The organism is Allosphingosinicella sp. (genome assembly GCF_046295735.1).
In the GTDB taxonomy this organism is placed as follows: domain Bacteria; phylum Pseudomonadota; class Alphaproteobacteria; order Sphingomonadales; family Sphingomonadaceae; genus Allosphingosinicella.
In genome coordinates, this window is sequence record NZ_JBKBMQ010000006.1 from 100644 (window position 1) to 123713 (window position 23070).

A 23070-nucleotide genomic window follows, 5' to 3' on the forward strand; every position below is an offset into this window, starting at 1 on the left:
GAGCGACGCGGAGCCGTCCGCGGCAGTTTCCGAGGCCCGTGGATTGCTTCGTCGCTGCGCTCCTCGCAATGACGAGAGCGGTGCCTGGAGGCCGGGTCAGAGGCCGCGGGAGGCCATGCGCTGGAGGCGGTCGATTGCGCTTTGCAGGCGTTCGTCGGCTTCGGGGAAGACCTGCGGCGCGGGCGGTTCGGCGGGCGCGGCGGCGGGCGCGGGCTTGCGCTCCAGGCCGCGTTCGAGGCGCGCCATCAGTTCGGCGATGCTTTCGGGCTGCTCCGGCGCGGGTGCCGACATGGGCGCGGCGGCGTGCGCGGGTGCCGGCATGGGCTCGGGCGCGGGATGGTGGAGTTCGAGCGGGGCCTCCGGCTCGCGCTCGGCCTCCCAGCGGTCCGCTTCCTCGGCCTCGACCGGCGGAAAGTCGTCGGGCAGCCAGAAGGGCTTGGCGGGCTCGGGCGCGGCGTCGGTCTCGGGCGCGGCGGTCTCGGGTTCGCCCAGATCGCGCGCGGCGCAGACGGGCGGGCGCGGCGGGGCGTCGGGATGGAGATCGAAGCGGCGGCGCCGGATCGGCGCCTCCTCGGCGGCTTCCGGCAGGATCGCGGCGCGCCGCGGCTTGCGGCCGATCCGGTCGGCGAGGCGCAGAAGCAGGAAGGCGGCGACGAAGGCACCGCCCGCGGCCGCGACCATCACCGCCAGCCGGGCGGTGTTGCCGAGCGGCGGCTGCGCGGCGGACAGGACCGAGGCCAGGCCGCTCACCAGCGCGAACTGTTCCAGCCGCCAATCCGGCATGATGTAGGCGATGAAGCCCGCGGCGCCGGCCGCCAGCGCCGCAACCGGAAGCTCGATGGCGTTCTTCGACGCCCAGTAGACATATTTGCTCGCCATCACCGTCCCTTGCCGGTCAGCCGTTCGTAGACGGGAGCGTAAAGCGAAATGTTTGACGACCAGTTACGCTCGCGCTCCACAAAAGCGCGGGCGGCGCGGCGGCGCGCGTCCCAGCCGGCGCGGTCCTCGAACAGGCCGGCGAGCGCCGCCGCGAGCGCGGCCGGATCGCCGGGCGGGAACAGCGTGCCGGTGACGCCGTCGCGGATCAGCTCGCGGTGGCCGCCGACGTCGGAGGCGGCGACGAGCTTCATCTGCGCCATCGCCTCGAGCGGCTTCAGCGGCGTCACGAGGTCGGTCAGCCGCATCTTCTTGCGGGGATAAGCGAGGACGTCGACCAGGGCGTAATAACGCTCCACCTCCGCATGCGGCACGCGGCCGACGAAGCGGATGCGGTCGGCGGCGGGCGAGGCTTCGGCCCGGGCCTTGAGCGCCGCTTCCATCGGCCCGCCGCCGACCAGCAGCAGCCGCGCCTTCGGGCGCCGCCCGGCGAGCAGCGGCATGGCGGCGATGAGATCGTCCAGCCCCTCATAATCGTAGAAGGAGCCGATGAAGCCGATCACCTCCGCATCCTCGAGCCCGAGCGCGCGGGCGAAATCCGGGTCCGGCGGCGGCGGCGTTCCGAACAGGTCGAGATCGACGCCGTTGGGGGAGACCATGATCTTGTCGGCCGCGATCCCGCGTCGCACCAGATCGGCGCGCAGCCCCTCGCAGATCACCGCGACGCCGTCCGCCCGGCGGGCGGCGCGCGTCTCGAGCAGCCGGGTCAGGCGGTAGCGGGCCGACCCTTCGCGCCCGGTGCCGTTGCCGACCGCGGCATCTTCCCAGAAGGCGCGGATTTCGTAGAGCAGGGGCAGGCCGAGCCGGCGCGCGGCCGGGAGCGCCGCCATCGCGTTCAGCACCGGGGAATGGACGTGGAGGACGTCCGGCCGGAACTCCTCCGCCGCGCGCGTCAGGCGGCGGGACAAGGCGCCGATCTCCCGCCATTCGCGCAGGCCCGGCGGGCCGGAGGCGGCGCCGCTTGTCCGGTAGAAGTCGATGCCGTCCACACGCTCCGGATCCGGCCCTTCCGCGCCATGGCGAAGGCTGGTGACGCAGGCCGCCTGCCAGCCCCAGGCCTGCTGCGCCTTGACGATCGCCCGCGTCCGGAAGGTGTAACCGCTGTGCAGCGGCAGGCCGTGGTCGAGGACGTGGAGGATGCGCATGGCGGGGCTGTGCCACATCTGCCTTAACGGCCCGTCAACCGCCCCGGCCTAAAAGGACGCATGGCGCGCGGCACGGGGCAGCAAGGATGATCGACAATTTCTCGCTGGCGCTGAGCCACGGCCTGATCATGCTGGCGCTGTGGCGGCTGCTGTCGCGGCCCGATCTCGACGATCCGGCCGCGCCGCCGCCCGAGGCCCGGCCGACCGCCAACGCCTCCAAATGGGCGCGGGCGCGCGGGGACGGCCGCCGTGCGTGACCTCGCCTTCGTCGGCTTCCTCGCCGCCTTCCTCGCGCTCGGCTTCAAGCGGCCGTTCCTGTTCGTGCTCGCCTACACCTATGTGACGATCGTCTCGCCGCAGCGCCTGTCTTATTACCTCCTCAACAGCCTTCCGATCGCGCTGATCGTGGCGGCGCTGGCGATGGCGGGATGGGCGCTGGCCGACGACAAGAAGGGGCTGCGGATCGCGCCGCGCCAGCTCCTCATCCTGCTTCTGCTCGGCTATTGCGGGCTCACCACCTGGGGCGCCGACATGCCGGAGCCGGCCTTCGCCAAATGGGAATGGGTGTGGAAGGCGCTCGCCTTCGCGGCCTTCCTGCCGCTGACGCTGCGCACGCGGCTGAGGATCGAGGCCTATATCCTGTTCCTCGTCCTCTCCGCCTCGGCGATCATCGTCACCGGCGGGATCAAGACGTTGCTGTCGGGCGGCGGCTACGGCACGCTCAACCTGATGGTGGATTCGAACAGCGGCCTCTACGAGGGGTCCACCATCTCGACGGTGGCGATCGCGATCATCCCCTTGATCCTCTGGCTCGCCCGCTTCGGCACCATCTTCCCGCCCGACCGGCGGGTGAAGCTCTACGCCGCCGGGCTCATCTTCGCCTGCCTGCTGATCCCGGTCGGGACCGAGGCGCGCACCGGGCTCGTCTGCATCGGCGTGCTGTCGGTGCTGATGCTGCGCAACGTCAAGCGCCGGGCGCTCTACATCACCGGCATGGCGGCGGCCGGCCTCGCCGTCGTCCCGCTCCTCCCCCAGACCTTCACCACCCGGATGGAGACCATCTCCACCTATCAGGAGGACAGCAGCGCCTCGACCCGGATCGCGGTGTGGAAATGGACCTGGGACTATGTGCAGGACAATCCGCTGGGCGGCGGCTTCGACGCCTACCGGCAGAACCGCATCCAGGTGCAGACCGTCTCGACCGGAGTCGCCGGCGACGTCCAGCTCGTCAACCAGCGCTTCCACCAGGACGAGGCGCGCGCCTATCATTCCTCTTATTTCGAGATGCTGGGCGAGCAGGGCTTTCCGGGCTTCTTCCTGTTCCTGCTGATCCACGGCATCGGCATCGTCCGGATGGAGATCATCCGCCGCCGCTTCCGCGAGGCCGCCGCGGCCGACGCCTGGATCGCGCCGCTCGCCACGGCGCTCCAGAATTTCCAGTTCATCTACCTCACCGGCTCGCTGTTCCTCGGCATCGCCTTCCAGCCGTTCGTATGGATGATGATCGGGGCGCAGATCGGCTTCGACCTCCATGTGTCCGGAAAGGCGCGGGCCGAGGCCAGGCGGCCTTTCGGCGCGCCTCTGGCTCCGCAACCGGCGGGATAAGGCAGGGCCCTCCGCCCCTCCCCGGTCAGACCCGCGCCGCGCGGGCCTCGATGGCGTCCCAGATCAGGCCGGGCGTGTTGGTGCCGTTGAAGCGGTCGAGGGCGACGATGCCGGTGGGCGAGGTGACGTTGATTTCGGTGAGATGGCCGCCGATCACGTCGATGCCGACGAACAGCAGGCCCCGCCGCGCCAGTTCGGGGCCGAGCGCGTCGCAGATCTCCCGTTCGCGGGCGGTGAGTTCGGTCGCCTCCGCCCGGCCGCCCGCGGCGAGGTTGGAGCGGATCTCGCCCTTGCCCGGCAGCCGGTTGATCGCACCCGCAACCTCGCCGTCGACCAGAACGATGCGCTTGTCCCCTTCCGCCACCGAGGGAAGGAAGGCCTGGACCATGAAGGGTTCGCGCCAGACATGGCCGAACAATTCGGTGAGCGCGCCGAGATTGGCGCCGTCGCGGCCGATCTTGAACACGGCGGCGCCGGCATTGCCGTGGAGCGGCTTCACGACGATCTCGCCGTGACGCGCCTGGAAGGCGCGGACGTCGTCCACCGAGCGCGTGATCATCGTCGGCGGCATGAAGCGGGCGAAATCGAGCACGAACAGCTTTTCGGGCGCGTTGCGCACCGACGCCGGGTCGTTGACCACCAGCGTGTCCGGCTGGATGCGCTCCAGAAGGTGGGTGGCGGTGACATAGGCCATGTCGAACGGCGGATCCTGCCGCATCAGGACGACGTCCACGTCGGCGCGAAGGTCGAGCACCTCCCATTCGCCATGGCTGAAATGGTCGCCGGCTTGCGGCCGCACCGTGACGCTCCGCGCCCGGGCGGCGACGCGGCCCTCGTCATAGAAGAGATGCGGCGCGAGATAATGGTGCAGCCGGTGGCCGCGCCGCTGCGCCTCGACCATCACCGCGAAGGTCGAATCCCCCGCAATGTCGATCCCTTCCATCGGATCCATCTGGACGGCGACGCGCAATGACATGACGGCCCTTTCGAGAACGGGCCGCCACCGCTGCCTTCAATCGCCGCCGGGCGCAAGCCTCAGCTGGAATTGCCCGGCGCCACCGCGGGCAGATCGACCTCCGGCAGCGCCTCCACCGGCCCCTTCACATCGACGTTGATGTTGAGATCGTCGCTCGTGCGGCCGAGCCCGCCGCCGAACAGCAGGAAGAGGATCAGGACCACGGCGAGCAGCAGCACCACGGCGATCACCGCGCCGCCGCCGCCGCTCCGCCCGCTGGTGATGACGGTGGTCTCCCGTTCGACCACCGGTTCCCGCTCCACGATCCGCTCGCGCTCCACCATCGACTGAACTCCTACTCGTTTCGGCGCATCAACGCCGCAGCGGGAACAGCCGTTCCTCAGAAGATGCCGAACAGGATCAACGCGACCACCAGGCCGCCGGCCGGCACCACCACCGTCAGCGCCGCCACCGCCGGATAGGCGCGGGCATGGGTCTCGCCGCAGATCGCGCGGATGGTGGTGACGACATAGCCGTTGTGCGGCAGGCTATCGAGCGCGCCCGACGAGATGGCGACGACGCGGTGCAGCTCCTCGGGATTCGCGCCCTCGGCCAGATAATGCGGCGCGATCAGCGGCAGCGCGATCGTCTGCCCGCCCGAGGCGGAGCCGGTGAGGCCGGCGATCACCGTCACCGCGATCGCCGCGCCGATCAGCGGATCGCCGGGCAGCGCCTGCACCATCTGGAGCGCCTGGCCGAAGGCGGGCGAGAGCTGCGCGACCGCGCCGAAGCCGACCACCGCGCAGGTGTTGGTGATGGCGACCACCGAGCCCGCCGCACCGCGCGAGAAGGCGCCGCCCAGATCGCGCAGCTTGCGCCAGCCGACCAGAAGCGCGGCGACGACGCCGGCGCCGAGCGCGCCGACCAAAGCCCATTTGTCGAGCGACTGGGCGGGGAGCAGGATGCCCGCGAGGCCCGTCGCCTCCGGGAATTGGAGGATGAGGAAGGTGCCGAGCACCACCGCCAGCGGCAGCAGGCTGAGCAAAGGGTGCGGCATGTCGCTGGTGTCGGGCGGCGCGTCGTCGCTCTCGCGCGGCTCGAACCGCTCGCCGCGGGCCAGCGCGCGCTTCACCATCCATTGCAGCCAGAAATGGCCGGCGACCGCCATCAGCAGCGCGACCACCAGGCTCACTTCCCAGGCCGCATAGGCGTTGGTGCCGAGGAAGGGCATCGGGATGAGGTTCTGGATTTCGGGGCTGCCGGCCGACGTCATCGTGAAGGTGACGGAGCCGAAGGCGAGCGCGGCCGGGATGAAGCGGCGCGGAATGTCCGCCTCGCGGAACAGATGGACGGCCAGCGCATAAACCGAGAAGGCGACGATGAAGACCGAGACGCCGCCATAGGTGAGCACCGCGCAGGCCGCGACGACGGCGAGCACGGCGTGGCGGCTGCCGAGGCGGGAGATCACCCAATGGGCGACGCTCGCCGCCGCGCCGGACGCGCCCATGATCTCTCCGAAGATCGCGCCGAGCAGGAACATGAAGAACCAGTCGGCGAAGAAGCGGGTGAAGCCCGCCATGTAGGAGGTCATGTAATCGGGGGCGCCTTCGGCGGCGAGCGGCGGCGCCCAGGCGATGCCGCTGGTCGCCACCACCAGCGCCGCCGCGACGGGCGCGGCGATCAGGATGTGGACGCCGCGAATGGTCAGCCAGATGAGAAGCGCCAGCCCGGCGGCGAGGCCGATCGCGCTCAGCACCGGATCATGCCTTGGGAGCCGCCGGCTTGCGCACGATCTGGGTGTCGCGCGGATCGATCGGCTTGCCGTCCGGACCGGCGGTGAAGCTCATCTGGGTCGGATAGGCGAAATCGACGCCGAGATCGGCGAAGCGGCCCATGATGCCCAGCATCACCGCCTGGCGCGTGTCGGCGAAGGAGACGAAGTCGGCCGCCTCGACGAAATAGACGAGCTCGAAATCGATCGAGGAGGCGCCGAACTGGAAGGCGTGGCAGCGGTCGTAGGTGGCGAGCGGCTGCGCCTCCACCACTTCGCGCACCTCCATCGGTATCCGCGCGAGCGTCGCGGGGGCGGTCTGGTAGGTGACGCCGAACTGCATCAGCACCCGCCGCCGCTCCAGCATCGCCCAGTTCTGGAGCTGCATGTTGAGGAGATTGGCGTTGGAGACCACCACCTCCTCGCCGGTCAGCGCGCGGATGCGGGTGCTCTTGAGGCCGATTTCGACCACGGTGCCGGTGGTGGTGCCGAAGGTGATCGTGTCGCCCTTGCGGAACGGCCGGTCGAAGATGATCGACAGGGCCGCGAACAGATCCGAGAAGATGCCCTGCGCGGCGAGGCCGATGGCGATGCCGCCGATGCCGAGGCCCGCCACCAGGCCGGTGACGTTCACGCCCAGATTGGAGAGGATGAGGATGATGGCGATGGCGAACAGCGCCACCGTCACCAGCAGGCGGATGATGCCGATCGCCGAGCCCAGGGTGCTGTTCGCCTCCGCCTCGCCGACCTTGTGGTGGACGAAGCCGAGGATCAGCTCCCGCCCCCAGATGGCGAACTGGAAGGCGGCGGCGATCACGAACAGGATGTCGATCGTCCGCACGATCGGGCGCGGCGCGTCGGTCTGGCTCACCACCAGCTGCCCCGCGATCATGACGATGAAGAACATCGTCGTGCGCGACAGCACGTGGCCGAAGATCGTTCGCCAGTCGACGCCGTCGCCGGGGCTGGAGCGGATGAGCTTGTGCCCGAACATGCGCGCGGCGGTCAGCGCCAGCGCGATCGCCGAGCCGACCGCGAGCGCGATCACGATGTCGGTGCTGTTGTTCGCCACCCATTGCCAGGAGTCGCGCAGCAGGTTGGCGCTGCGCTCCGTCAGGTCCTGGGCGGCGTCGACGACGTTCGCGCCGGTCACTTTGGTCATCAGGCCGCTTCGCGCTCCATTTCCGCGCCGGCGTCGGAGAGATTCTCAAGGAAGAGGATCAGCCCCCGCTCGGCGCTGGACAGGTATTTCGACTTGCGGGGACATTGCAAGCCGCCGAGCGGATCGCGGGGATCGTTCTTCAGCGCTTCGATGAGCGCGGGGTGGATGTAGGACTTGCGGCTGATCGCCGGCGTGTTGCCGAGCGCTTCGGCCACCGGCTCCACCATCTGCTTGAGCGTGATGCCCTTGCCACCCGCCTTGCACAGCTGTTCGAAGGCGATGGCCGAGGCGCCCCAGGTGCGGAAATGCTTGGCGGTGAAATCCGCGCCCATCGCCGCCTTGATATAGGCGTTGACGTCGCCGGAGCTGACCGGGACCGGCTCGCCTTCGTCGTCGACATATTTGAACAGATGCTGCCCGGGCAGGTCCTGCGCCTTCTTGACGATGCGGGTGAGGTTGCGATCGGTGACGTTCAGTTCGCGCACGATGCCGTGCTTGCCGGGGAAGCGCATCTTCACCCGCCGCCCGAACGCCTTGACGTGGCGGCGCCGGATGGTGGTCGCGCCGAAGCTCTTGTTCTCGCGCGCATAGGCTTCGTTGCCGACCCGGATATGCTCGCAATCGAGCAGGCGCACGACGGCGGCGCAGACCGTCTCGCGGCTGAGCGTGCGCTTCGACAGGTCCGCCTCCACCCGCTTGCGGAGCTTCGGCAGCGCCTTGCCGAATTCGGCGCACAGATCGTATTTCACCGCCTCCTGCTGGGCGCGGAATTCGGGGTGGTAGCGATATTGCTTGCGCCCCTTGTCGTCATAGCCGATCGCCTGGATGTGGCCGTGCGGGCTGGGGCAGTACCAGGCATCGCTGTAAGCGGGCGGCAGGCCGATCGCGTTCAGCCGGTCGATCTCGTCGCGGTCGGTGATCCTGTCGCCCTCGGCGTCGAAATATTGCCAGTAGCGCCCCCGACGCCGCCTCGTGATCCCCGGCAGCGTGTCGTCGACATAACAGAGCATAAGGGGCGCGGCTTTCCTCTGGATTGCAGCGGCTTAAAAGCGCCGCGCCGCCGCTTCGTTCCGCTACCGCCTATAGGCGGCAAGGCGGCTGCGGACCCGCCTCGTCCGCCGCGCCCAAGAACAGCATGTCGCAAAAACAGTTGAAGGACCGCCGGATCCCTCCGGCGGCCCTTCGAACATGGTCAGCGGCCGGAAGTTCCGGCCCGGAAGACCTGCTGAAAGGCTTAGCCTTTCTTCTCCCGAACCGGCTGGACCGACCTCTCTGCTGAACCATGAGACATCGGATCACCTCCTTTCGCCGTTGAATGGTAGGGCGACTATCCGGTCTCGCGATTCGACGATCAAGACTTGTATTGAAAATTGTTTCGGATAATCATCTTTGGCTTGCCGGCTCCTCCCGGCCAGCCCCTCTTCAGGCCCTGCAATCCTCGATCACCCGCGCCGGCTCCGGCCAGGCGGGGATGACCAGCATCGGCGCGCCCGCCGCCTCGACCGTGAAGCGGCCGCGGCTGAAGGCGATCGCGTCGAGCGAGGGATCGGACGCGGGCACGGTGGCGCCCACCGCCGGCTGCGGCCCCTGATAGGCGCGGGCGGCGAGGCTGCGGGCGCCGTAGGTCGTGCGCAGGGTGATCGCCTGCGCGGCTGGCGCGCCGACCCACAGCAGGGTGACCTCGCGGCTGCGCTCGCAGCGGACGATGAAGCGCGGCTGGCCGGGCGGGCCGAACATGGCGGAGGACTGGCCGCCGCTGTTCGCATAGGTCCAGGCGCCGGCGGTGAGCGGCACGTCGCGCCAGTCGGCGCCGGCGGGCGGCGGAGGCGGCGGCGGCAGTTCCGGGGCCGGCGCGGGCGGCGCGGGCGGCGGCACCTCTTGGGCGGGCCGCACGGCGCAGGAGGCGAGCACGCCCACCATCAGCAACGACCCAAGAATCCGAACCCTAGACATTCGCCCGCTCCCGCAACTAGTGGAACCAAGCAGAGCATGGCATGCGTTTGCTGAAAAGAGCCTGACTGGGCGGCCGGTTGGTTTTTCGCGGCGGACCGCGCCAGGTCTTTGGAGAGAAAGGGAGATTTGGAGAGGTGGAAGTCCTGGCCCGCTTGCTGGCGCCGTGCGCGGCGATCGCTCTCCTGTCGGCCTGCGCGGCCCCGTTCGAAGGGCGGATCGCGCGCAACCTCAGCGAAGCGGGCCTGCCGCGCGGCATGGCCGACTGCATGGCGGCGATCTGGGTCGACCGGCTGAGCGTCTTCCAGCTGCGCGAGATTTCGCGCCTGTCCTCCGACCTCAGGGCCGAAGGCCGCGCGCTCACCGTCGGCCGGCTGGTGGAGCGGGTGCGGCAGGTGGACGACCCGGTGATCTTCGAAGTCGTCAGCACCTCCGCCGCCCGCTGCGCGCTGAGACTCTGAAGCGTGATCACCTCATCCCGAAGCAAACCCGCTTAGTCCGGGTAGACGTAGAGGCTGAGCGATAACCGCTCATCCTGAGGAGCCGTTGAGCTTGTCGAAACGGCGTCTCGAAGGACGCACCGCAGGTCCTTCGATACGGGCCTTCGTCTCCGCGCTTCGCGCTCCGCTCAGTCCCTACTCAGGATGAGCGGGTTGGTTTCGGGATGAAGCCGATCGCGCCCTAAACCCCGACCACGTCCTGTCTGCCGCTCAGGAGCCGCTGCTCCCGCTCCCGCCGCCGCTGGTGCCGCCGCGCTTGCGGCCGGTGCCGGGCTTGGCGGCCGATCCGCTCTTCGCGCGGCCGGAGGACGCCGAGGCGGCGGTCTTGGCCTTGCGGGTGGCGGCCGACTTGGCGCCGCCCGCCGCCGACTTCGCGCGGCCGCCGGTGGATTTCGCCTTGGCCGCGCCCGTGGATTTCCGGCCGCCGCCCGAGGAGGACGAAGAAGAGGAGGACGACGTGCCGCCGCCGCTCGCGGCCTGGCCGCTTTCTTCCGCGCCGCCGATGCCGCCGAGCGCCATCATGCGCCGCACCGCGTCGGTCGCCGCGTTGATCATCGCCGCGCCGATCTTGTTGGCATTGTCCGCCGCCTGGTCGGCCGCCGCCTCGGCCGCGTCCTGCGCGTCGCGCGCGGCCTTGCGGGCATTGTCGCGCATCGTCTTGTTGGCGGCGAGCGCGGCGGCGGCCGTCATCAGGCCGGCGGCGAGCAGGCCGCGCGCCACGGGATTGCGCGCCAGCTCCGCCGCGCGCTCGCCCGCTTCCTTCAGCGATTGCGAGATCATTTCCGCGGGCGAGCGGCCGTCGCCGGCTTCGCCGCCGCCGCCGCTGCCGTCACCCGCGTTCCTGTCCTTGTTCGAACCCTTGGCCATGCGCCGTCCTCCGGTCAATTCGTCACCGCAACGTAACAAATTTACCGCCGAACGGGTTCCACCGCCAGCCTCAGCTGGGATGGCCTTCGGCTTCCTCCTCGGCCGCGCTCTGGCCGCGGTCCTGGTGAGCGCGCAGGTCGCGCCCGATCGCGTCGTCGCCGCCGTCGTCCGGCCCGCCGGACACGCTGTCCGAGCCGCGGCCGCCGCCCTGCGCCTCGTCGAACGCCTCGCCGCGCGACTGTTCGGGGTTGCTGCCATAGCCGGGCAGGCCGCCGCTTTGCTGGCCCTGATGGTTTTCCTGGTTCTGCATGTCGCCATAGCCGCCGCCCCCGCCCGACCCCTTCGCCTGATCGGCGGGGGCGGTGCTGCTCGACTGGCCGGCGGCGTCCTCGCGCACCTCGTCGCGGTCGATGCCCTGGTTCATTGCTCGTCTCCTCGTTCCAACTGGTTGTCGCGCGCGTCCGGCCCGCGGCCGAGATCGTCGTAGCGATACTGCTCCCCGTCCGGGTTCACCGGATCGCCGGCGGGCTGGACGACCGCGCGCGGATCGTCGCCGCGCCCTTTCTCCCGCGCCGCCTGTTCGGGGATCTCGTTGTGCCGGGCTTCGTCGCTGCCCGGCAGCGGGTGGCCGCTGCCGCCCATGATCAGACGCCCTCGTCCGGATCGATGGCACGCGGCGTGGCATCGTCGATGTCGCGCGGCGCGCCCATCGGGTCCTTGCCGGCGCCGGCCATCGGGTCCTTGTCATGATCCTCGGCCGGGTTGCCGCCGCCGCCCGCGCCGGAACCGGAGCCATGGACCTCGCCCGTCTGCCGGTCGAACGAGGCGGGCCGGCCGCGCTCGTCCTCGGCCTGCTGGCCCTTGTCGAGCAGGTCGCTGGGGTGCTTGGCATCGCCGTCGCGCTGATGGCGGGTGGACAGATTTTCGGCGCCGTCGCTCATCGGGAAGCTCTCCTTGGCTGATCTGCCGGTTGAACGTGCCGCCGGGCCGGGCCGTTCCCGCTTTTCCCCGCGCGGCGGCACCGCCCGGCCTCAGGCGCGTTGTCCGGCCATGGTGTGCGTCAGATGAGCCCGGCCGCCGGGATCGAGAAGGTGAAGAAGGCCGGGTCGGCCGCGGCGCACAGCCGGGGCGCGAAGCTGTTCGGCCGCAACACGGTGGCGAGCATCGTCGCCTTCACCATCGACATCGCGTTGCTGTTCGCCTTCGTCGAATGGGTGGGCCTGTCCTACCTGGTCGGCGCGACCGTCGCCTTCCTGATCGCGATGACCGTGCAATATGTGATCTCGCGCATCTGGGTGTTCTCGCACAGCGACCAGGGGCTGGTGAAAGGCTATGTCCTGTTCCTGCTGAATGCCGGCGTGGGCCTGGTGATCACGCTCGCCGCCTTCGCCGCCTTGCTGTGGTGGGCGGGGCTCCACTATCTGATCGCGCGCCTGATCGCCTCGGCCATCGCGGGGATCGCGGTGTTCTTCCTGAACGCCGTCTTCAACTTCAAGGAACTTTAGGCCGCGCGGACGCCTTGCGCGGTGAGAGCGGCGTGGACTTCGGCGGCGCAGTCGCGGCCTTCGCGGATCGCCCAGACGACCAGTGACTGGCCGCGCCGCATGTCGCCGCAGGCGAAGATGCGCGGCTCCGACGCGGCGTGCGAGCCGGGGGCGGTGCGCACCGTCGCCCGCTCGGTCAGCGCCACCCCGGCCCGGGCGGCGACGCCGTCCGCCGGCGTTCCGGTGAAGCCCATCGCGAGGAGGACGAGGTCGGCCGGCAGCTCGAAGTTGCTGCCCGGCACCGGCCGCGGCGCGCCGTCGGCGAATTCGGCGCGCACGCAGTGGAGCCCCGTCACCTGGCCCTCGCGGCCGGCGAAGCCCAGGGTCAGCACGGAATATTCCCGGTCGCACCCTTCCTCGTGGCTGGAGGAAGTGCGCAGCTTCAGCGGCCAGCGCGGCCAGGACAAGGCCTTGTTCTCGCGCAGCGGCGGCTGCGGCATGATTTCGAGCTGGACGATCGAGGCGGCGCCCTGGCGGTTGGCGGTGCCGATGCAGTCCGACCCGGTGTCGCCGCCGCCGATCACCACCACGTGCCGCCCTTCGGCCAGGATCGGCGCCCCCTGTTCGGGAAGGCCGGCGACGCGGCGGTTCGCCTGCGTCAGATAGTCCATGGCGAAATGGATGCCGCCCAGATGGCGCCCGGGCACGTCGAGGTCACGCGGCCGCTCGGCGCCGCCGGCGAGGACGAGCATGTCGTAATCGTCCATCAGCCGCGCGACCGAGACCGAGACGCCCACCTCCATATTGGTGCGGAAGATCACCCCTTCCGCCTCCATCTGCGCGACCCGGCGGTCGATCAGCGCCTTGGCCAGCTTGAAATCCGGTATGCCGTAGCGCAGCAGGCCGCCGATCCGGTCGGCTTTCTCGAACACGGTCGGCGCGTGGCCGAACCGGGCGAGCTGCTGGGCACAGGCGAGGCCGGCGGGGCCGGAGCCGACGATGGCGATCCGCCGCCCGGTGCCGCGCGGCGCGACGCGGGGGGCGATCCAGCCTTCCTCCCAGCCGCGGTCCGCGATCGCGCATTCGACCGATTTGATCGTCACCGGCGCGTCGTCGATGTTGAGCGTGCAGGCCGCCTCGCACGGAGCGGGGCAGATGCGGCCGGTGAATTCGGGGAAGTTGTTGGTGAGGTGCAGCCTCTCCAGCGCGGCCCGCCAGTCCTCGCGCGAAACGAGGCCGTTCCAGTCCGGGATCAGATTTTCGACCGGACAGCCGCTGTGGCAGAAGGGGACGCCGCAATCCATGCAGCGCCGCGCCTGCCGCGCCACGTCCGGCGGGGAGAGCGGCGCGTCCACTTCGTCCCAGCCGGCGACCCGCTCCGCGACGGGGCGGTAGCCGCGCTCGCGCCGTTCGATCTCCATGAATGCGCGCAGATCGGTCATGCCGCCTCCTCCCGCGCGAGATCGGCCAGAGCGCGGCGATATTCGACCGGCATCACCATCACGAACTGCCCGACCGCCTCGGCCCAATGGTCGACCAGGGCGGCCGCTCGCGCGCTGCCGGTGAAGCGCAGGTGCCGCTCGACCAGCGCCTTCAGCGCCGCCGGGTCCTCGACCGGGCCGAGCTCGATCCCGGCCGGGTTGCAGCGGGCCCGGAAGCGGCCTTCGCCGTCCCACACATAAGCAATGCCGCCCGACATGCCGGCGGCGAAGTTGCGGCCGGTCTCGCCGAGCACCACCACCGTCCCGCCGGTCATATATTCGCAGCCATGATCGCCCACGCCCTCGACCACGGCCAGGGCGCCCGAATTGCGCACCGCGAAGCGTTCGCCGGCCACGCCCGCGAAATAGGCCTCGCCCTCGGTCGCGCCGTAGAGGACGGTGTTGCCGACGATGATGTTCGCCGCGGCGTCGCGCGCCACGCCTTCGGGCGGGCGGACGACGATGCGGCCGCCCGACAGTCCCTTGCCGACATAGTCGTTGGCGTCGCCGATCAGCTCCAGCGTCACGCCGCGGGCGAGGAAGGCGCCGAAGCTCTGCCCGGCGGTGCCGGCGAGGCGGGCGCGCACGCTGTCGTCCAGCAGGCCGGCATGGCCATGGCGCCGCGCGATCTCGCCCGACAGCAGCGCGCCCACCGACCGGTCGGCGTTGGTGATCGCGGCGTCGTGCCGCACCGGCGCCTCGCCGAGGCGGGCGATCAGCGCGCGGTCGATCGGCGCGTCGATCGGCCGCGCGATCCGCCGCTCGTGCCGCCGCGGCGCCGCGCCTTCCGGCATGTGGAGGAGCCGGGAGAGATCGACGCCCCGCGCCTTCCAATGCCCCTCGGCGCCGCGAGGATCGAGCAGGTTGGCGCGGCCGACCATCTCGTCGACATTGCGCAGGCCGAGCCCGGCCATGATCTCGCGCAGCTCCTCGGCCACGAAGAAGAAATAATCGATCACATGTTCGGGCTGGCCGGTGAAGCGGGCGCGCAGCACCGGATCCTGGGTCGCGATGCCGACCGGGCAGGTGTTGAGATGGCATTTGCGCATCATGATGCAGCCGGCGGCGATCAGCGGCGCGGTCGCGAAACCGAATTCGTCGGCGCCGAGCAAGGCCGCGACGGCGACGTCCCGCCCGGTGCGCAGCCCGCCGTCGGCCTGCACCGAGATCCGGCCGCGCAGCCCGTTCAGCACCAGCGTCTGCTGCGTCTCGGCGAGGCCGATCTCCCACGGGCTGCCGGCATGGCTGAGCGAGGTGAGCGGCGAGGCGCCGGTCCCGCCTTCATAGCCGGAGATGGTGACATGATCGGCCATGCACTTGGCGACCCCGGCGGCGACGGTGCCGACGCCGATCTCCGACACCAGCTTCACCGACAGCCGCGCCCCCGGATTGACCGAGCGCAGATCGTGGATGAGCTGCGCCAGATCCTCGATCGAATAGATGTCGTGATGCGGCGGCGGCGAAATGAGGCCGACCCCCGGCGTCGAATGGCGCACGGCGGCGATGTGCCGGTCGACCTTGTGCCCCGGAAGCTGGCCGCCCTCCCCCGGCTTGGCGCCCTGCGCGATCTTGATCTGGAGATCGTTGGCATTGACCAGATATTCGGCGGTGACCCCGAAACGGCCGGACGCGATCTGCTTGATCGCCGATCGTTCGCTGGCGCCGTCGGCGCGGGGGGTGAAGCGGTCCGCCTCCTCGCCACCTTCGCCGGTGTTCGATTTGGCCCCGATGCGGTTCATCGCCACGGCGAGCGTGGCATGGGCCTCGCGGCTGATCGATCCGAAGCTCATCGCGCCGGTGGCGAAGCGCTTCACGATCTCCCGCGCCGGCTCCACCTCGTCGAGCGGGACCGGCGGCCCGGCGGGGCGCAGCTCCAACAGCCCGCGCAGGGTGAGCAGGCGGCGGGCGCGGTCGTTCATCGCGTCCGCGAAGGCGCGGTATCTGTCCGGCAGGCGGCCGCGCACCGCATGCTGGAGATCGGCGATCGTGTCGTAGGTCCAGGCATGGGCCTCGCCGCCGATCCGCTGGGCATAGACCCCGCCGATGTCGAGCGTCGCGGCGCCTTCGGCATAGGCCCGGCGGTGCCGCCGCGCGGTCTCCTCGGCCAGCTCGGCGATGCCGATCCCCTCGATCGCGCTCGACGTGCCCGCGAAATAGCGGCCGACGAGCGCGGAGGAGAGGCCGACCGCGTCGAAGATCTGCGCGCCGCAATAGGATTGGTAGGTGGAGATGCCCATCTTGGACATCACCTTCAAAATGCCCTTGCCGAGCGCCTTCACGTAATTGGCGCGGCCCGCCTCGCCGAGGCCGAGCGCGTCGATCGTGTCGAAGGCGAGCCAGGGATTGACCGCCTCCGCGCCATAGCCTGCCAGCACGCACATATGGTGCACCTCGCGCGCCTCGCCGGTCTCGACGACGAGGCCGGTTTGCATGCGGAGGCCCTGGCGGATGAGATGGTGGTGGACCGCGCCGGTGGCGAGCGCGGCCGGGATCGGGATGCGGGTGTCGGACACCGCCCGATCGGACAGGATGAGGACGTTGATGTCGGCGAGCACCGCCTCCGTCGCCTCCCAGCACAGCCGCTGGATCGCCGCCTCCAGCGACTGCGCGTCGCCGCCCTTCGGCCAGGTCGCGTCCAGCGTCACGGTGCGGAAGGCGCCGTCCAGCGTGTCGTGGATGGCGCGGATCTTCTCGAGGTCCTCGCTGGTGAGGATCGGCTGCGACACTTCCAGCCGCTTGTGCGTACCCGCCTGGCGGCCGAGCAGGTTGGGGCGCGGGCCGATCATCGACACCAGCGACATGACCAGGCTCTCGCGGATCGGATCGATCGGCGGATTGGTGACCTGCGCGAAATTCTGCTTGAGATAGTCGTAGAGGAGCCGCGGCCGCTCCGACAATATGGCGGGGGGCGTGTCGGTGCCCATCGATCCGACCGGATCGTCCCCCTCCTTCGCCATCGGGGCGAGGAAGAATTTCAGATCCTCGTCGGTATAGCCGAACGCCTGCTGCTGGCGGCGCAATGCCTCGGCGTCGCCCGCCGGACGGGCCGGGGCGGCGGGGGGCAGGTCCTTCAGGTTGAACTGGGTGTCGCGCAGCCATTCGGCATAGGGTTCGGCGGCGGCGAGGCCGGCCTTCACCTCCTCGTCCTCGACGATGCGGCCTTCCTCCAGGTCGATCAGCAGCATGCGGCCGGGCTGCAGCCGCCATTTGCGCACGATCCGCGCCTCGTCGATCGGCAGCACCCCGCTTTCGGACGCCATCACCACCAGATCGTCGTCGGTGACGAGGAAGCGCGCGGGCCTGAATCCGTTGCGATCGAGCGTCGCGCCGATCCGGCGCCCGTCGGTGAAGGCGATTGCCGCCGGCCCGTCCCACGGCTCCATCAGGGCGGCATGATATTCGTAGAAGGCGCGCCGGGCGGGCACCATCGCCGCGTCCCCGGCCCAGGCCTCCGGGATCAGCAGCATCATCGCATGGGCGAGCGAATAGCCGCCCGCCACCAGCAGCTCGAGCGCGTTGTCGAGACAGGCGGTGTCCGACTGGCCGTGCGGGATGATCGGCCACATCTTGTCGAGATCGGCGCCGAGCAGCGGCGATTCGAGCGTCCGCCGCCGCGCGTTCATCCAGTTCACGTTGCCGCGCACCGTGTTGATCTCGCCGTTATGGGCCAGGAAGCGATAGGGGTGGGCGAGCCGCCAGGAGGGGAAGGTGTTCGTGGAAAAACGCTGGTGCACCATCGCCAGCGCCGACCGGGTGAGCGGATCGGCGAGGTCGAGATAGAAGCGGCCGACGTCGTGGGCGAGCAGCAGGCCCTTGTAGACGAGGGTGCGGCTGGAGAAGGAGGGGATGTAGAAATCCTGAAGCTCCGGCAGGCCGAGCTTCTCCGCCTGCTCGGCAAGCGGGTTCTGCGTCTGCTTGCGGATCGTCAGCAGCTTGCGCTCGAACCCGTCCTGGTCGCGGGTCTTCGGTCCGCGCGCGACCAGCGCCTGGCGGATCACCGGCACGGTCGGCCGGACCGACTCCCCCAGCACCGACGCGTCCACCGGCACGTCGCGCCAGCCGAGGAAGAGCTGGCCCTCCATCTGCACGAAATGTTCGAGCCGCGCCTCGGCCGCGGCGCGGGCGGCGGCGCCGCGCGGGAGGAAGCACATCGCGACCGCATAGTCGCCTTCCGGCGGCAGGCTGATCCTTTCGTCTTCCGCCCAGTCGCGCAGCAAGGCGTCGGGGATCTGGATGAGGCAGCCGGCGCCGTCGCCCATCGCCGGATCCGCGCCGACGCCGCCGCGATGATCGAGATTGGCGAGGATGCGCAGCCCCTGGCGCACGATGTCATGCGACTTGCCGCCCTTCACATGGGCGATGAAGCCCATGCCGCAACTGTCGCGCTCATGCGCCGGATCGTAGAGACCCTGTGCCCCCGGCGGGCGGCGCGGCGCGCGGTGCGGCATTCCTGCTCTCCCGTCTCCCGTGGAACGAGGGCCCCCTGCTCAAAACGGGATGATAGTCACGCCTTTCGCAATCGCACAAGAAACTTTTTGCGCTGCGGCAAAAGCGCGTCAGGGACGCGTCTGGCCGGTCCCCCGCACCACATATTTGAAGGTGGTGAGCTGCTCCGGCCCGACCGGGCCGCGGGCGTGGAGGCGGCCGGTGGCGATGCCGATCTCCGCTCCGAAGCCGAATTCGCCGCCGTCGGCGAACTGGGTGGAGGCGTTCCACATCACGATCGCGCTGTCGACCAGCGCCAGGAAGCGCTCGGCCGCCGCTTCGTCCTCCGCGACGATCGCCTCGGTATGGCCGGAGCCGTAGCGGGCGATGTGCGCCGCCGCGCCCTCCACCCCGTCGACGATCCGGACGGCGAGCACCGGCGCCAGATATTCGGCGGACCAGTCGGCCTCGGCGGCCGACTCCATCCACGGCACGACCGCACGGCTCGCCGCGTCGCCGCGCAGCGCGCAGCCGCCGTCGCGAAGCGCCTCGGCGAGGCCGGGGAGCAGCCGCGCCGCGCCGGCTTCGTCGACCAGCAAGGTCTCGGTCGCGCCGCAGATCGACACCCTGCGCAGCTTCGCGTTGACGACCACCGCCCGCGCCATCTCCGGATCGGCCGAGGCGTGGACGAAGCTGTGGCAGATGCCTTCCAGATGGCCGAGCACCGGGACCCGCGCCTCCGCCTCCACCCGCGCCACCAGCGCCTTGCCGCCGCGGGGCACGATGAGGTCGACCGCGCCGCCGAGCCCGCCGAGCAGCAGCCCCACCGCGTCGCGGTCGGCGGTCGGCACCATCTGCACCGCGTCCGCCGGCAGGCCCGCCTCCCTCAGCCCCTCGGCGAGCGCCGCGTGGATGGCGAGGCAGCTTCCGAGCGCGTCCGATCCGCCGCGCAGGATCAGCGCGTTGCCCGCGCGCAGGCAGATCGCGGCCGCGTCGGCGGCGACGTTGGGGCGGCTTTCGAAGATCATGCCGATGACGCCGATCGGGGTGCGCACCCGCGCGATGTCGAGCCCGTTGGGCCGGCGCCAGCGCGCCATCTCCGCGCCCACCGGATCGGGCAAGGCCGCGACCTGGTCGAGCCCGGACGCGATGCCTTCCAGCCGCTCCGGATCGAGCCGCAGCCGGTCCACCATCTGCGCCGCCCGCGCGACATCGCGCGCATTGGCCGCGAGCACCTCGTCCGCCCGTGCGCGCAGCCGCGCGGTCATGGCGCGGATGGCCGCGCTCCGGGCGTCGGCGGGCGCGTCGCGCAGCGCCGCCGCCGCCGCCGCCGCGCGGGCGCCCATGTCGTGCATCGTATCGGCGAGCGTCATCGGCCCAGCATCGCCAGATCGTCGCGATGGATCAAGGCGTCCGGCCCGCACCAGCCGAGCAGCGCCTCGATCCGTCCGCTCGCCGCCCCCGCGATGATGCGGGCTTCGTCCGAATCATAGGCGCAGATGCCGCGCGCCAGCTCCCGTCCCTCCTCGTCGGCGACGGAGACGCAGGAGCCGCGCTCGAACCGGCCCCGCACCTCGCGGACGCCGGCGGGCAGCAGGCTGCGGCCTTCGTCCAGCGCGCGCGCCGCGCCGGCATCGACGACCAGCAGCCCGGCGGGCTTCAGCGTGCCGGCGATCCATTGCTTGTAGGCCCGCGCCGGCGACGCCTGGGCCGCGACCAGGGTGGCGCGCGCGCCGGCGAGGATGCGGCGGAGCGGCCGCTCCTCCCGCCCGGAGGCGATGAGGGTGGCGCAGCCGGCGCCCTGCGCGATCCGCGCCGCGTCGATCTTGGTGCGCATCCCGCCCGATCCGACGCCGGCCGCGCCGGTGCCGCCGGCCGCCGCCTCCACCTCCGGCCCGATCGCCTCCACCAGCGGGATGTGCGCCGCTTCGGGGTCGCGGGCCGGATCGGCGGTGTAGAGACCGTCGACGTCGGACAGGAGCACCAGCAGGTCGCCGCGGATCATCTGCGCCACCCGCGCCGACAGCCGGTCATTGTCGCCGTAGCGCAGCTCGTCGGTCGCCACGCTGTCATTCTCGTTGATCACCGGCAGCGCGCCCTGGCCGAGCAGCACGTCGAGCGTCGCCCGGGCGTTCAGCCAGCGGCGCCGCCGCTCGGTGTCGTCGAAGGTGAGGAGAAGCTGGGCGGTGGCGATGCCGTGCGGCGCCATCGCGCGCTGCCACGCCTCCATCAGCAGCGCCTGGCCCGCCGCGGCGGCCGCCTGCTTCCAGTCGAGGCGCGGCGAACGGCGCAGGCCGAGCCGGTCGCGCCCCAGCGCCACCGCTCCCGACGAGACCGCGACCAGCTGCCGCCCGCCCGCCCTGAGCTCGGCGATGTCGGCGGCGAGCCCGTCCAGCCAGTCCGTCCGCACCCCGCCCTCCGGCGCGATCAGCAGCGAGGAGCCGACCTTGACCGTGATCCGCCGCGCCCCGGCGAGCCGCCGCGCCGCGTCGCTGTCGCTCGAGCTTTCTTGCCGGACGTCCATCCGGCGTGCTTACGGTTTGACCACGCTCGCGGGAAGCGTTCATGATCCCCGCAGCACCGCATCGGAACCCCGCATGAGCTTCAACACCTTCGGCCGCCTGTTCCGCTTTTCGAGCTGGGGGGAAAGCCATGGACCCGCGATCGGGGCGCTGATCGACGGCTGCCCGCCGGGCCTCGAACTGTCGGAAGCCGACATCCAGCCCTTCCTCGACCGCCGCCGCCCCGGCGGATCGCGCTTCACCACCCAGCGGCGGGAGCCCGACGCCGTGCGCATCCTGTCCGGCACCTTCGAGGGGCGGACGACCGGCACGCCGATCAGCCTCGTCATCGACAATGTCGATGCCCGGTCGAAGGACTATGCCGCGATCGCGCCCGCTTACCGGCCGGGCCACGCCGATTACGCCTATGACGCGAAATACGGCCATCGCGACTGGCGCGGCGGCGGGCGCAGCTCGGCGCGGGAGACCGCCGCCCGGGTCGCCGCCGGCGCCGTCGCCCGGCTGGTCGTGCCCGAGGTCAGGATCCGCGCCTATCTGGTGGAGCTCGGCGGCGATCCGATCGACCGCGGCGCCTTCGACTTCGACGCCGTCGACGCCAACCCCTTCTTCTGCCCCGATCCCGCCGCCGCGGCGCGCTGGGAGGAGTTGGTGGACGGCGCGCGCAAGGCCGGCTCCTCTCTCGGCGCGGTGGTGGAATGCGTCGCCGAAGGGCTGCCGGCCGGCTGGGGCGCGCCGGTCTACGGCAAGCTCGACGCCGATCTCGCCGCCGCGATGATGTCGATCAACGCGGTGAAGGGCGTGGAGATCGGCGACGGCTTCGCCGCCGCACGGCTGCGCGGCGAGGAGAATGCGGACGAGATGCGCGCCGGTCCCGACGGCCGGCCGCGCTTCCTCGCCAACCATGGCGGCGGCATCGCCGGCGGCATCTCGACCGGCCAGCCGGTGGTGCTGCGGGTCGCGTTCAAGCCGACATCGTCGATCCTGACGCCGGTCCGCACCGTCGGCCGCGACGGACGCGAGCGGGAGATCGCGACCGCCGGCCGCCACGATCCCTGCGTCGCCATCCGCGGTGCCCCGGTGGTGGAGGCGATGGCGGCGCTCGTCCTTGCCGACCACAAGCTGCTCCACCGCGGCCAGTGCGGGGGCGCGGCGTGAAGGTCCCCGTCGCGCTCGGCGCGCGCAGCTACGACGTGCGGATCGAGCCCGGCCTGTTCGCCCAGGCGGGCGCCCTGCTGGCGCCCTACGCGCGCGGCGGACGGCTGGTGGTGGTGACCGACGAGAATGTGTGGGCGGCGCAGGGCGCGGCCTTCACCGCCGGCCTCGGCGACATCGCGGCCGTGCCGATCGTCCTCGCGCCCGGCGAGGCGAGCAAGAGCTGGGTCGGGCTGTCGGCACTCGTCGACCGCCTGCTCGCGCTGGAGGTGGAGCGGACCGACCATGTCGTCGCCTTCGGCGGCGGCGTGATCGGCGACCTCGCCGGCTTCGCCGCCGCGATCCTGAAGCGCGGCTGCGGCTTCGTCCAGGTGCCGACCAGCCTTCTTGCCCAGGTCGACAGCTCGGTGGGCGGCAAGACCGGGATCAACGCGGGCGCGGGCAAGAACCTGGTCGGCGCCTTTCATCAGCCCGCTTTGGTCCTGATCGACCCCGCCTGCCTCGCCACCCTCCCCGCCCGCGAGCTGCGCGCCGGCTATGCCGAAGTGGTGAAATACGGGCTGATCGGCGACCCCGGCTTCTTCGCCTGGTGCGAGGCGAACGGCGCGGCCCTGCTGGCCGGCGACCTCGCGGCGCGCACACACGCGATCGCCCGCAGCGTCGCCGCCAAGGCGGCCATCGTCGCCGACGACGAGACCGAGACCTCCGGCCGCCGCGCGCTCCTCAATCTCGGCCACACCTTCGGCCATGCGCTGGAGGCCGAGACCGGCTTTTCGAGCCGCCTGCTCCACGGCGAGGCGGTGGCGCTCGGCATGGTCCTCGCCTTCCGCTTCTCGGCCGCCCGCGGCCTCTGCCCGCCGGACGAGGCGGAGCGCGTGGCCGCCCACCTCGCGTCCGCAGGCCTTCCGACCCGTCTCGCCGATGCCGGCATCGCGGCGGACGGCGCGCGGCTCGCCGCGCATATGCGCCACGACAAGAAAGCGGCGGCCGGGCGCGTCCCCTTCATCCTCGCCCGCGGCATCGGCGCCGCGTTCGTCGACCGCGACGTTGATCTCGCCGACGTCGCCGCCTTCCTGGACGAGGCCAGGTAAGGCCGCTTGACGCGCGCGGCGGCG

The 23070-nt window shown here is 71.1% G+C and carries 22 protein-coding genes; 6 read left to right on the top strand and 16 right to left on the bottom strand.

Going from position 1 to position 23070, the window contains the following annotated elements; genetic code table 11:
- Nucleotides 1-96: 96 nt before the first annotated feature.
- Together ACK4K7_RS07300 and ACK4K7_RS07305 are read right to left on the bottom strand one after the other, a co-directional pair.
- Nucleotides 97-879: a hypothetical protein gene (locus ACK4K7_RS07300; protein ID WP_431864768.1), complete on the bottom strand. Its 783-nt coding sequence runs from the start codon at nucleotides 877-879 to the stop codon at nucleotides 97-99.
- Nucleotides 879-2081, bottom strand: coding sequence for a TIGR04063 family PEP-CTERM/XrtA system glycosyltransferase (locus ACK4K7_RS07305; RefSeq protein WP_431864918.1), 1203 nt, complete (start codon nucleotides 2079-2081; stop codon nucleotides 879-881). The genes ACK4K7_RS07300 and ACK4K7_RS07305 overlap by 1 nt, the downstream gene beginning before the upstream one ends.
- A gap of 86 nt (nucleotides 2082-2167) precedes the next feature.
- Between ACK4K7_RS07305 and ACK4K7_RS07310 the strand changes: the two genes are divergently transcribed.
- Both ACK4K7_RS07310 and ACK4K7_RS07315 read left to right on the top strand, forming a co-directional pair.
- Nucleotides 2168-2338 (top strand): hypothetical protein, encoded by a 171-nt coding sequence (locus ACK4K7_RS07310; RefSeq protein ID WP_431864770.1) that lies wholly within the window; start codon nucleotides 2168-2170, stop codon nucleotides 2336-2338.
- Nucleotides 2331-3686 (top strand): putative O-glycosylation ligase, exosortase A system-associated, encoded by a 1356-nt coding sequence (locus ACK4K7_RS07315; RefSeq protein WP_431864771.1) that lies wholly within the window; start codon nucleotides 2331-2333, stop codon nucleotides 3684-3686. Before ACK4K7_RS07310 ends, ACK4K7_RS07315 begins: the two co-directional genes overlap by 8 nt.
- 25 nt (nucleotides 3687-3711) lie before the next feature.
- Here the strand turns inward: ACK4K7_RS07315 and gshB are convergent, their stop codons facing one another.
- The 6 genes from gshB to ACK4K7_RS07345 all read right to left on the bottom strand — a co-directional run bounded on the left by gshB (nucleotide 3712) and on the right by ACK4K7_RS07345 (nucleotide 9527).
- Nucleotides 3712-4662 carry a glutathione synthase gene (gshB, locus tag ACK4K7_RS07320; protein WP_431864773.1) on the bottom strand — a complete coding sequence of 317 codons (951 nt, stop codon included), beginning with the start codon at nucleotides 4660-4662 and terminating at the stop codon, nucleotides 3712-3714.
- Nucleotides 4663-4721: 59 nt separating this feature from the next.
- A complete protein-coding gene (locus ACK4K7_RS07325; RefSeq protein ID WP_431864774.1) occupies nucleotides 4722-4985 on the bottom strand; it encodes a hypothetical protein in 264 nt (87 codons plus the stop codon).
- A gap of 56 nt (nucleotides 4986-5041) precedes the next feature.
- Complete coding sequence (locus tag ACK4K7_RS07330; protein ID WP_431864776.1) at nucleotides 5042-6397, bottom strand: GntP family permease; 1356 nt, start codon at nucleotides 6395-6397, stop codon at nucleotides 5042-5044.
- A gap of 4 nt (nucleotides 6398-6401) precedes the next feature.
- Complete coding sequence (locus tag ACK4K7_RS07335) at nucleotides 6402-7574, bottom strand: mechanosensitive ion channel family protein (protein ID WP_431864778.1); 1173 nt, start codon at nucleotides 7572-7574, stop codon at nucleotides 6402-6404.
- Nucleotides 7574-8584, bottom strand: a complete 1011-nt coding sequence (locus tag ACK4K7_RS07340; protein WP_431864780.1) for a DNA topoisomerase IB — start codon at nucleotides 8582-8584, stop codon at nucleotides 7574-7576. Before ACK4K7_RS07340 ends, ACK4K7_RS07335 begins: the two co-directional genes overlap by 1 nt.
- Before the next feature lie 412 nt (nucleotides 8585-8996).
- Nucleotides 8997-9527, bottom strand: coding sequence for a hypothetical protein (locus ACK4K7_RS07345; protein WP_431864781.1), 531 nt, complete (start codon nucleotides 9525-9527; stop codon nucleotides 8997-8999).
- 134 nt (nucleotides 9528-9661) lie between these two features.
- On the opposite strand from ACK4K7_RS07345, the gene ACK4K7_RS07350 reads away from it, so the two are divergent.
- On the top strand, nucleotides 9662-9985 hold the full coding sequence (locus ACK4K7_RS07350; protein WP_431864782.1) for a hypothetical protein: 324 nt from the start codon (nucleotides 9662-9664) through the stop codon (nucleotides 9983-9985).
- A gap of 249 nt (nucleotides 9986-10234) precedes the next feature.
- On the opposite strand, the gene ACK4K7_RS07355 is transcribed toward ACK4K7_RS07350, so the two are convergent.
- The 4 genes from ACK4K7_RS07355 to ACK4K7_RS07370 form a co-directional block, all read right to left on the bottom strand.
- Complete coding sequence (locus ACK4K7_RS07355; protein ID WP_431864784.1) at nucleotides 10235-10891, bottom strand: hypothetical protein; 657 nt, start codon at nucleotides 10889-10891, stop codon at nucleotides 10235-10237.
- 70 nt (nucleotides 10892-10961) lie between these two features.
- Nucleotides 10962-11315, bottom strand: coding sequence for a hypothetical protein (locus tag ACK4K7_RS07360; protein WP_431864785.1), 354 nt, complete (start codon nucleotides 11313-11315; stop codon nucleotides 10962-10964).
- On the bottom strand, nucleotides 11312-11533 hold the full coding sequence (locus ACK4K7_RS07365) for a hypothetical protein (protein WP_431864787.1): 222 nt from the start codon (nucleotides 11531-11533) through the stop codon (nucleotides 11312-11314). Before ACK4K7_RS07365 ends, ACK4K7_RS07360 begins: the two co-directional genes overlap by 4 nt.
- Before the next feature lie 2 nt (nucleotides 11534-11535).
- Nucleotides 11536-11832 (bottom strand): hypothetical protein, encoded by a 297-nt coding sequence (locus ACK4K7_RS07370; RefSeq protein WP_431864789.1) that lies wholly within the window; start codon nucleotides 11830-11832, stop codon nucleotides 11536-11538.
- A gap of 123 nt (nucleotides 11833-11955) precedes the next feature.
- On the opposite strand from ACK4K7_RS07370, the gene ACK4K7_RS07375 reads away from it, so the two are divergent.
- Entirely contained in the window at nucleotides 11956-12396 is a 441-nt protein-coding gene (locus ACK4K7_RS07375; protein ID WP_431864791.1) for a GtrA family protein, read from the top strand.
- Here ACK4K7_RS07375 and ACK4K7_RS07380 read toward each other — a convergent pair.
- The 4 genes from ACK4K7_RS07380 to proB all read right to left on the bottom strand — a co-directional run bounded on the left by ACK4K7_RS07380 (nucleotide 12393) and on the right by proB (nucleotide 20805).
- Entirely contained in the window at nucleotides 12393-13817 is a 1425-nt protein-coding gene (locus ACK4K7_RS07380; RefSeq protein WP_431864793.1) for a glutamate synthase subunit beta, read from the bottom strand. The two genes, ACK4K7_RS07375 and ACK4K7_RS07380, sit on opposite strands and share 4 nt — an antisense overlap.
- Nucleotides 13814-18304: a glutamate synthase large subunit gene (gltB, locus tag ACK4K7_RS07385; protein ID WP_431864795.1), complete on the bottom strand. Its 4491-nt coding sequence runs from the start codon at nucleotides 18302-18304 to the stop codon at nucleotides 13814-13816. Before gltB ends, ACK4K7_RS07380 begins: the two co-directional genes overlap by 4 nt.
- Nucleotides 18305-18412: 108 nt before the next feature.
- The gene (locus ACK4K7_RS07390) at nucleotides 18413-19654 is read right to left on the bottom strand and encodes a glutamate-5-semialdehyde dehydrogenase (RefSeq protein ID WP_431864797.1); all 1242 of its coding nucleotides are present in this window, start codon (nucleotides 19652-19654) and stop codon (nucleotides 18413-18415) included.
- Nucleotides 19651-20805 (bottom strand): glutamate 5-kinase, encoded by a 1155-nt coding sequence (gene proB / locus ACK4K7_RS07395; RefSeq protein WP_431864799.1) that lies wholly within the window; start codon nucleotides 20803-20805, stop codon nucleotides 19651-19653. Before proB ends, ACK4K7_RS07390 begins: the two co-directional genes overlap by 4 nt.
- 73 nt (nucleotides 20806-20878) lie before the next feature.
- Here proB and aroC point away from each other — a divergent pair, with 73 nt between their 5' ends.
- Together aroC and aroB are read left to right on the top strand one after the other, a co-directional pair.
- Nucleotides 20879-21958, top strand: coding sequence for a chorismate synthase (gene aroC / locus ACK4K7_RS07400; RefSeq protein WP_431864801.1), 1080 nt, complete (start codon nucleotides 20879-20881; stop codon nucleotides 21956-21958).
- Complete coding sequence (gene aroB, locus ACK4K7_RS07405; protein ID WP_431864803.1) at nucleotides 21955-23046, top strand: 3-dehydroquinate synthase; 1092 nt, start codon at nucleotides 21955-21957, stop codon at nucleotides 23044-23046. The genes aroC and aroB overlap by 4 nt, the downstream gene beginning before the upstream one ends.
- Nucleotides 23047-23070 lie beyond the last annotated feature (24 nt).

What these genes read in the sequence shown, in the direction of transcription:
- ACK4K7_RS07300 (WP_431864768.1), bottom strand. Translation starts at nt 879, where the DNA reads ATGGCGAGCAAATATGTCTACTGGGCGTCGAAGAACGCCATCGAGCTT.
- ACK4K7_RS07305 (WP_431864918.1), bottom strand. Translation starts at nt 2,081, where the DNA reads ATGCGCATCCTCCACGTCCTCGACCACGGCCTGCCGCTGCACAGCGGT.
- ACK4K7_RS07310 (WP_431864770.1), top strand. Translation starts at nt 2,168, where the DNA reads ATGATCGACAATTTCTCGCTGGCGCTGAGCCACGGCCTGATCATGCTG.
- gshB (WP_431864773.1), bottom strand. Translation starts at nt 4,662, where the DNA reads ATGTCATTGCGCGTCGCCGTCCAGATGGATCCGATGGAAGGGATCGAC.
- ACK4K7_RS07325 (WP_431864774.1), bottom strand. Translation starts at nt 4,985, where the DNA reads ATGGTGGAGCGCGAGCGGATCGTGGAGCGGGAACCGGTGGTCGAACGG.
- ACK4K7_RS07335 (WP_431864778.1), bottom strand. Translation starts at nt 7,574, where the DNA reads ATGACCAAAGTGACCGGCGCGAACGTCGTCGACGCCGCCCAGGACCTG.
- ACK4K7_RS07340 (WP_431864780.1), bottom strand. Translation starts at nt 8,584, where the DNA reads ATGCTCTGTTATGTCGACGACACGCTGCCGGGGATCACGAGGCGGCGT.
- ACK4K7_RS07345 (WP_431864781.1), bottom strand. Translation starts at nt 9,527, where the DNA reads ATGTCTAGGGTTCGGATTCTTGGGTCGTTGCTGATGGTGGGCGTGCTC.
- ACK4K7_RS07355 (WP_431864784.1), bottom strand. Translation starts at nt 10,891, where the DNA reads ATGGCCAAGGGTTCGAACAAGGACAGGAACGCGGGTGACGGCAGCGGC.
- ACK4K7_RS07360 (WP_431864785.1), bottom strand. Translation starts at nt 11,315, where the DNA reads ATGAACCAGGGCATCGACCGCGACGAGGTGCGCGAGGACGCCGCCGGC.
- ACK4K7_RS07365 (WP_431864787.1), bottom strand. Translation starts at nt 11,533, where the DNA reads ATGGGCGGCAGCGGCCACCCGCTGCCGGGCAGCGACGAAGCCCGGCAC.
- ACK4K7_RS07370 (WP_431864789.1), bottom strand. Translation starts at nt 11,832, where the DNA reads ATGAGCGACGGCGCCGAAAATCTGTCCACCCGCCATCAGCGCGACGGC.
- ACK4K7_RS07375 (WP_431864791.1), top strand. Translation starts at nt 11,956, where the DNA reads ATGAGCCCGGCCGCCGGGATCGAGAAGGTGAAGAAGGCCGGGTCGGCC.
- ACK4K7_RS07380 (WP_431864793.1), bottom strand. Translation starts at nt 13,817, where the DNA reads ATGACCGATCTGCGCGCATTCATGGAGATCGAACGGCGCGAGCGCGGC.
- gltB (WP_431864795.1), bottom strand. Translation starts at nt 18,304, where the DNA reads ATGCCGCACCGCGCGCCGCGCCGCCCGCCGGGGGCACAGGGTCTCTAC.
- ACK4K7_RS07390 (WP_431864797.1), bottom strand. Translation starts at nt 19,654, where the DNA reads ATGACGCTCGCCGATACGATGCACGACATGGGCGCCCGCGCGGCGGCG.
- proB (WP_431864799.1), bottom strand. Translation starts at nt 20,805, where the DNA reads ATGGACGTCCGGCAAGAAAGCTCGAGCGACAGCGACGCGGCGCGGCGG.
- aroC (WP_431864801.1), top strand. Translation starts at nt 20,879, where the DNA reads ATGAGCTTCAACACCTTCGGCCGCCTGTTCCGCTTTTCGAGCTGGGGG.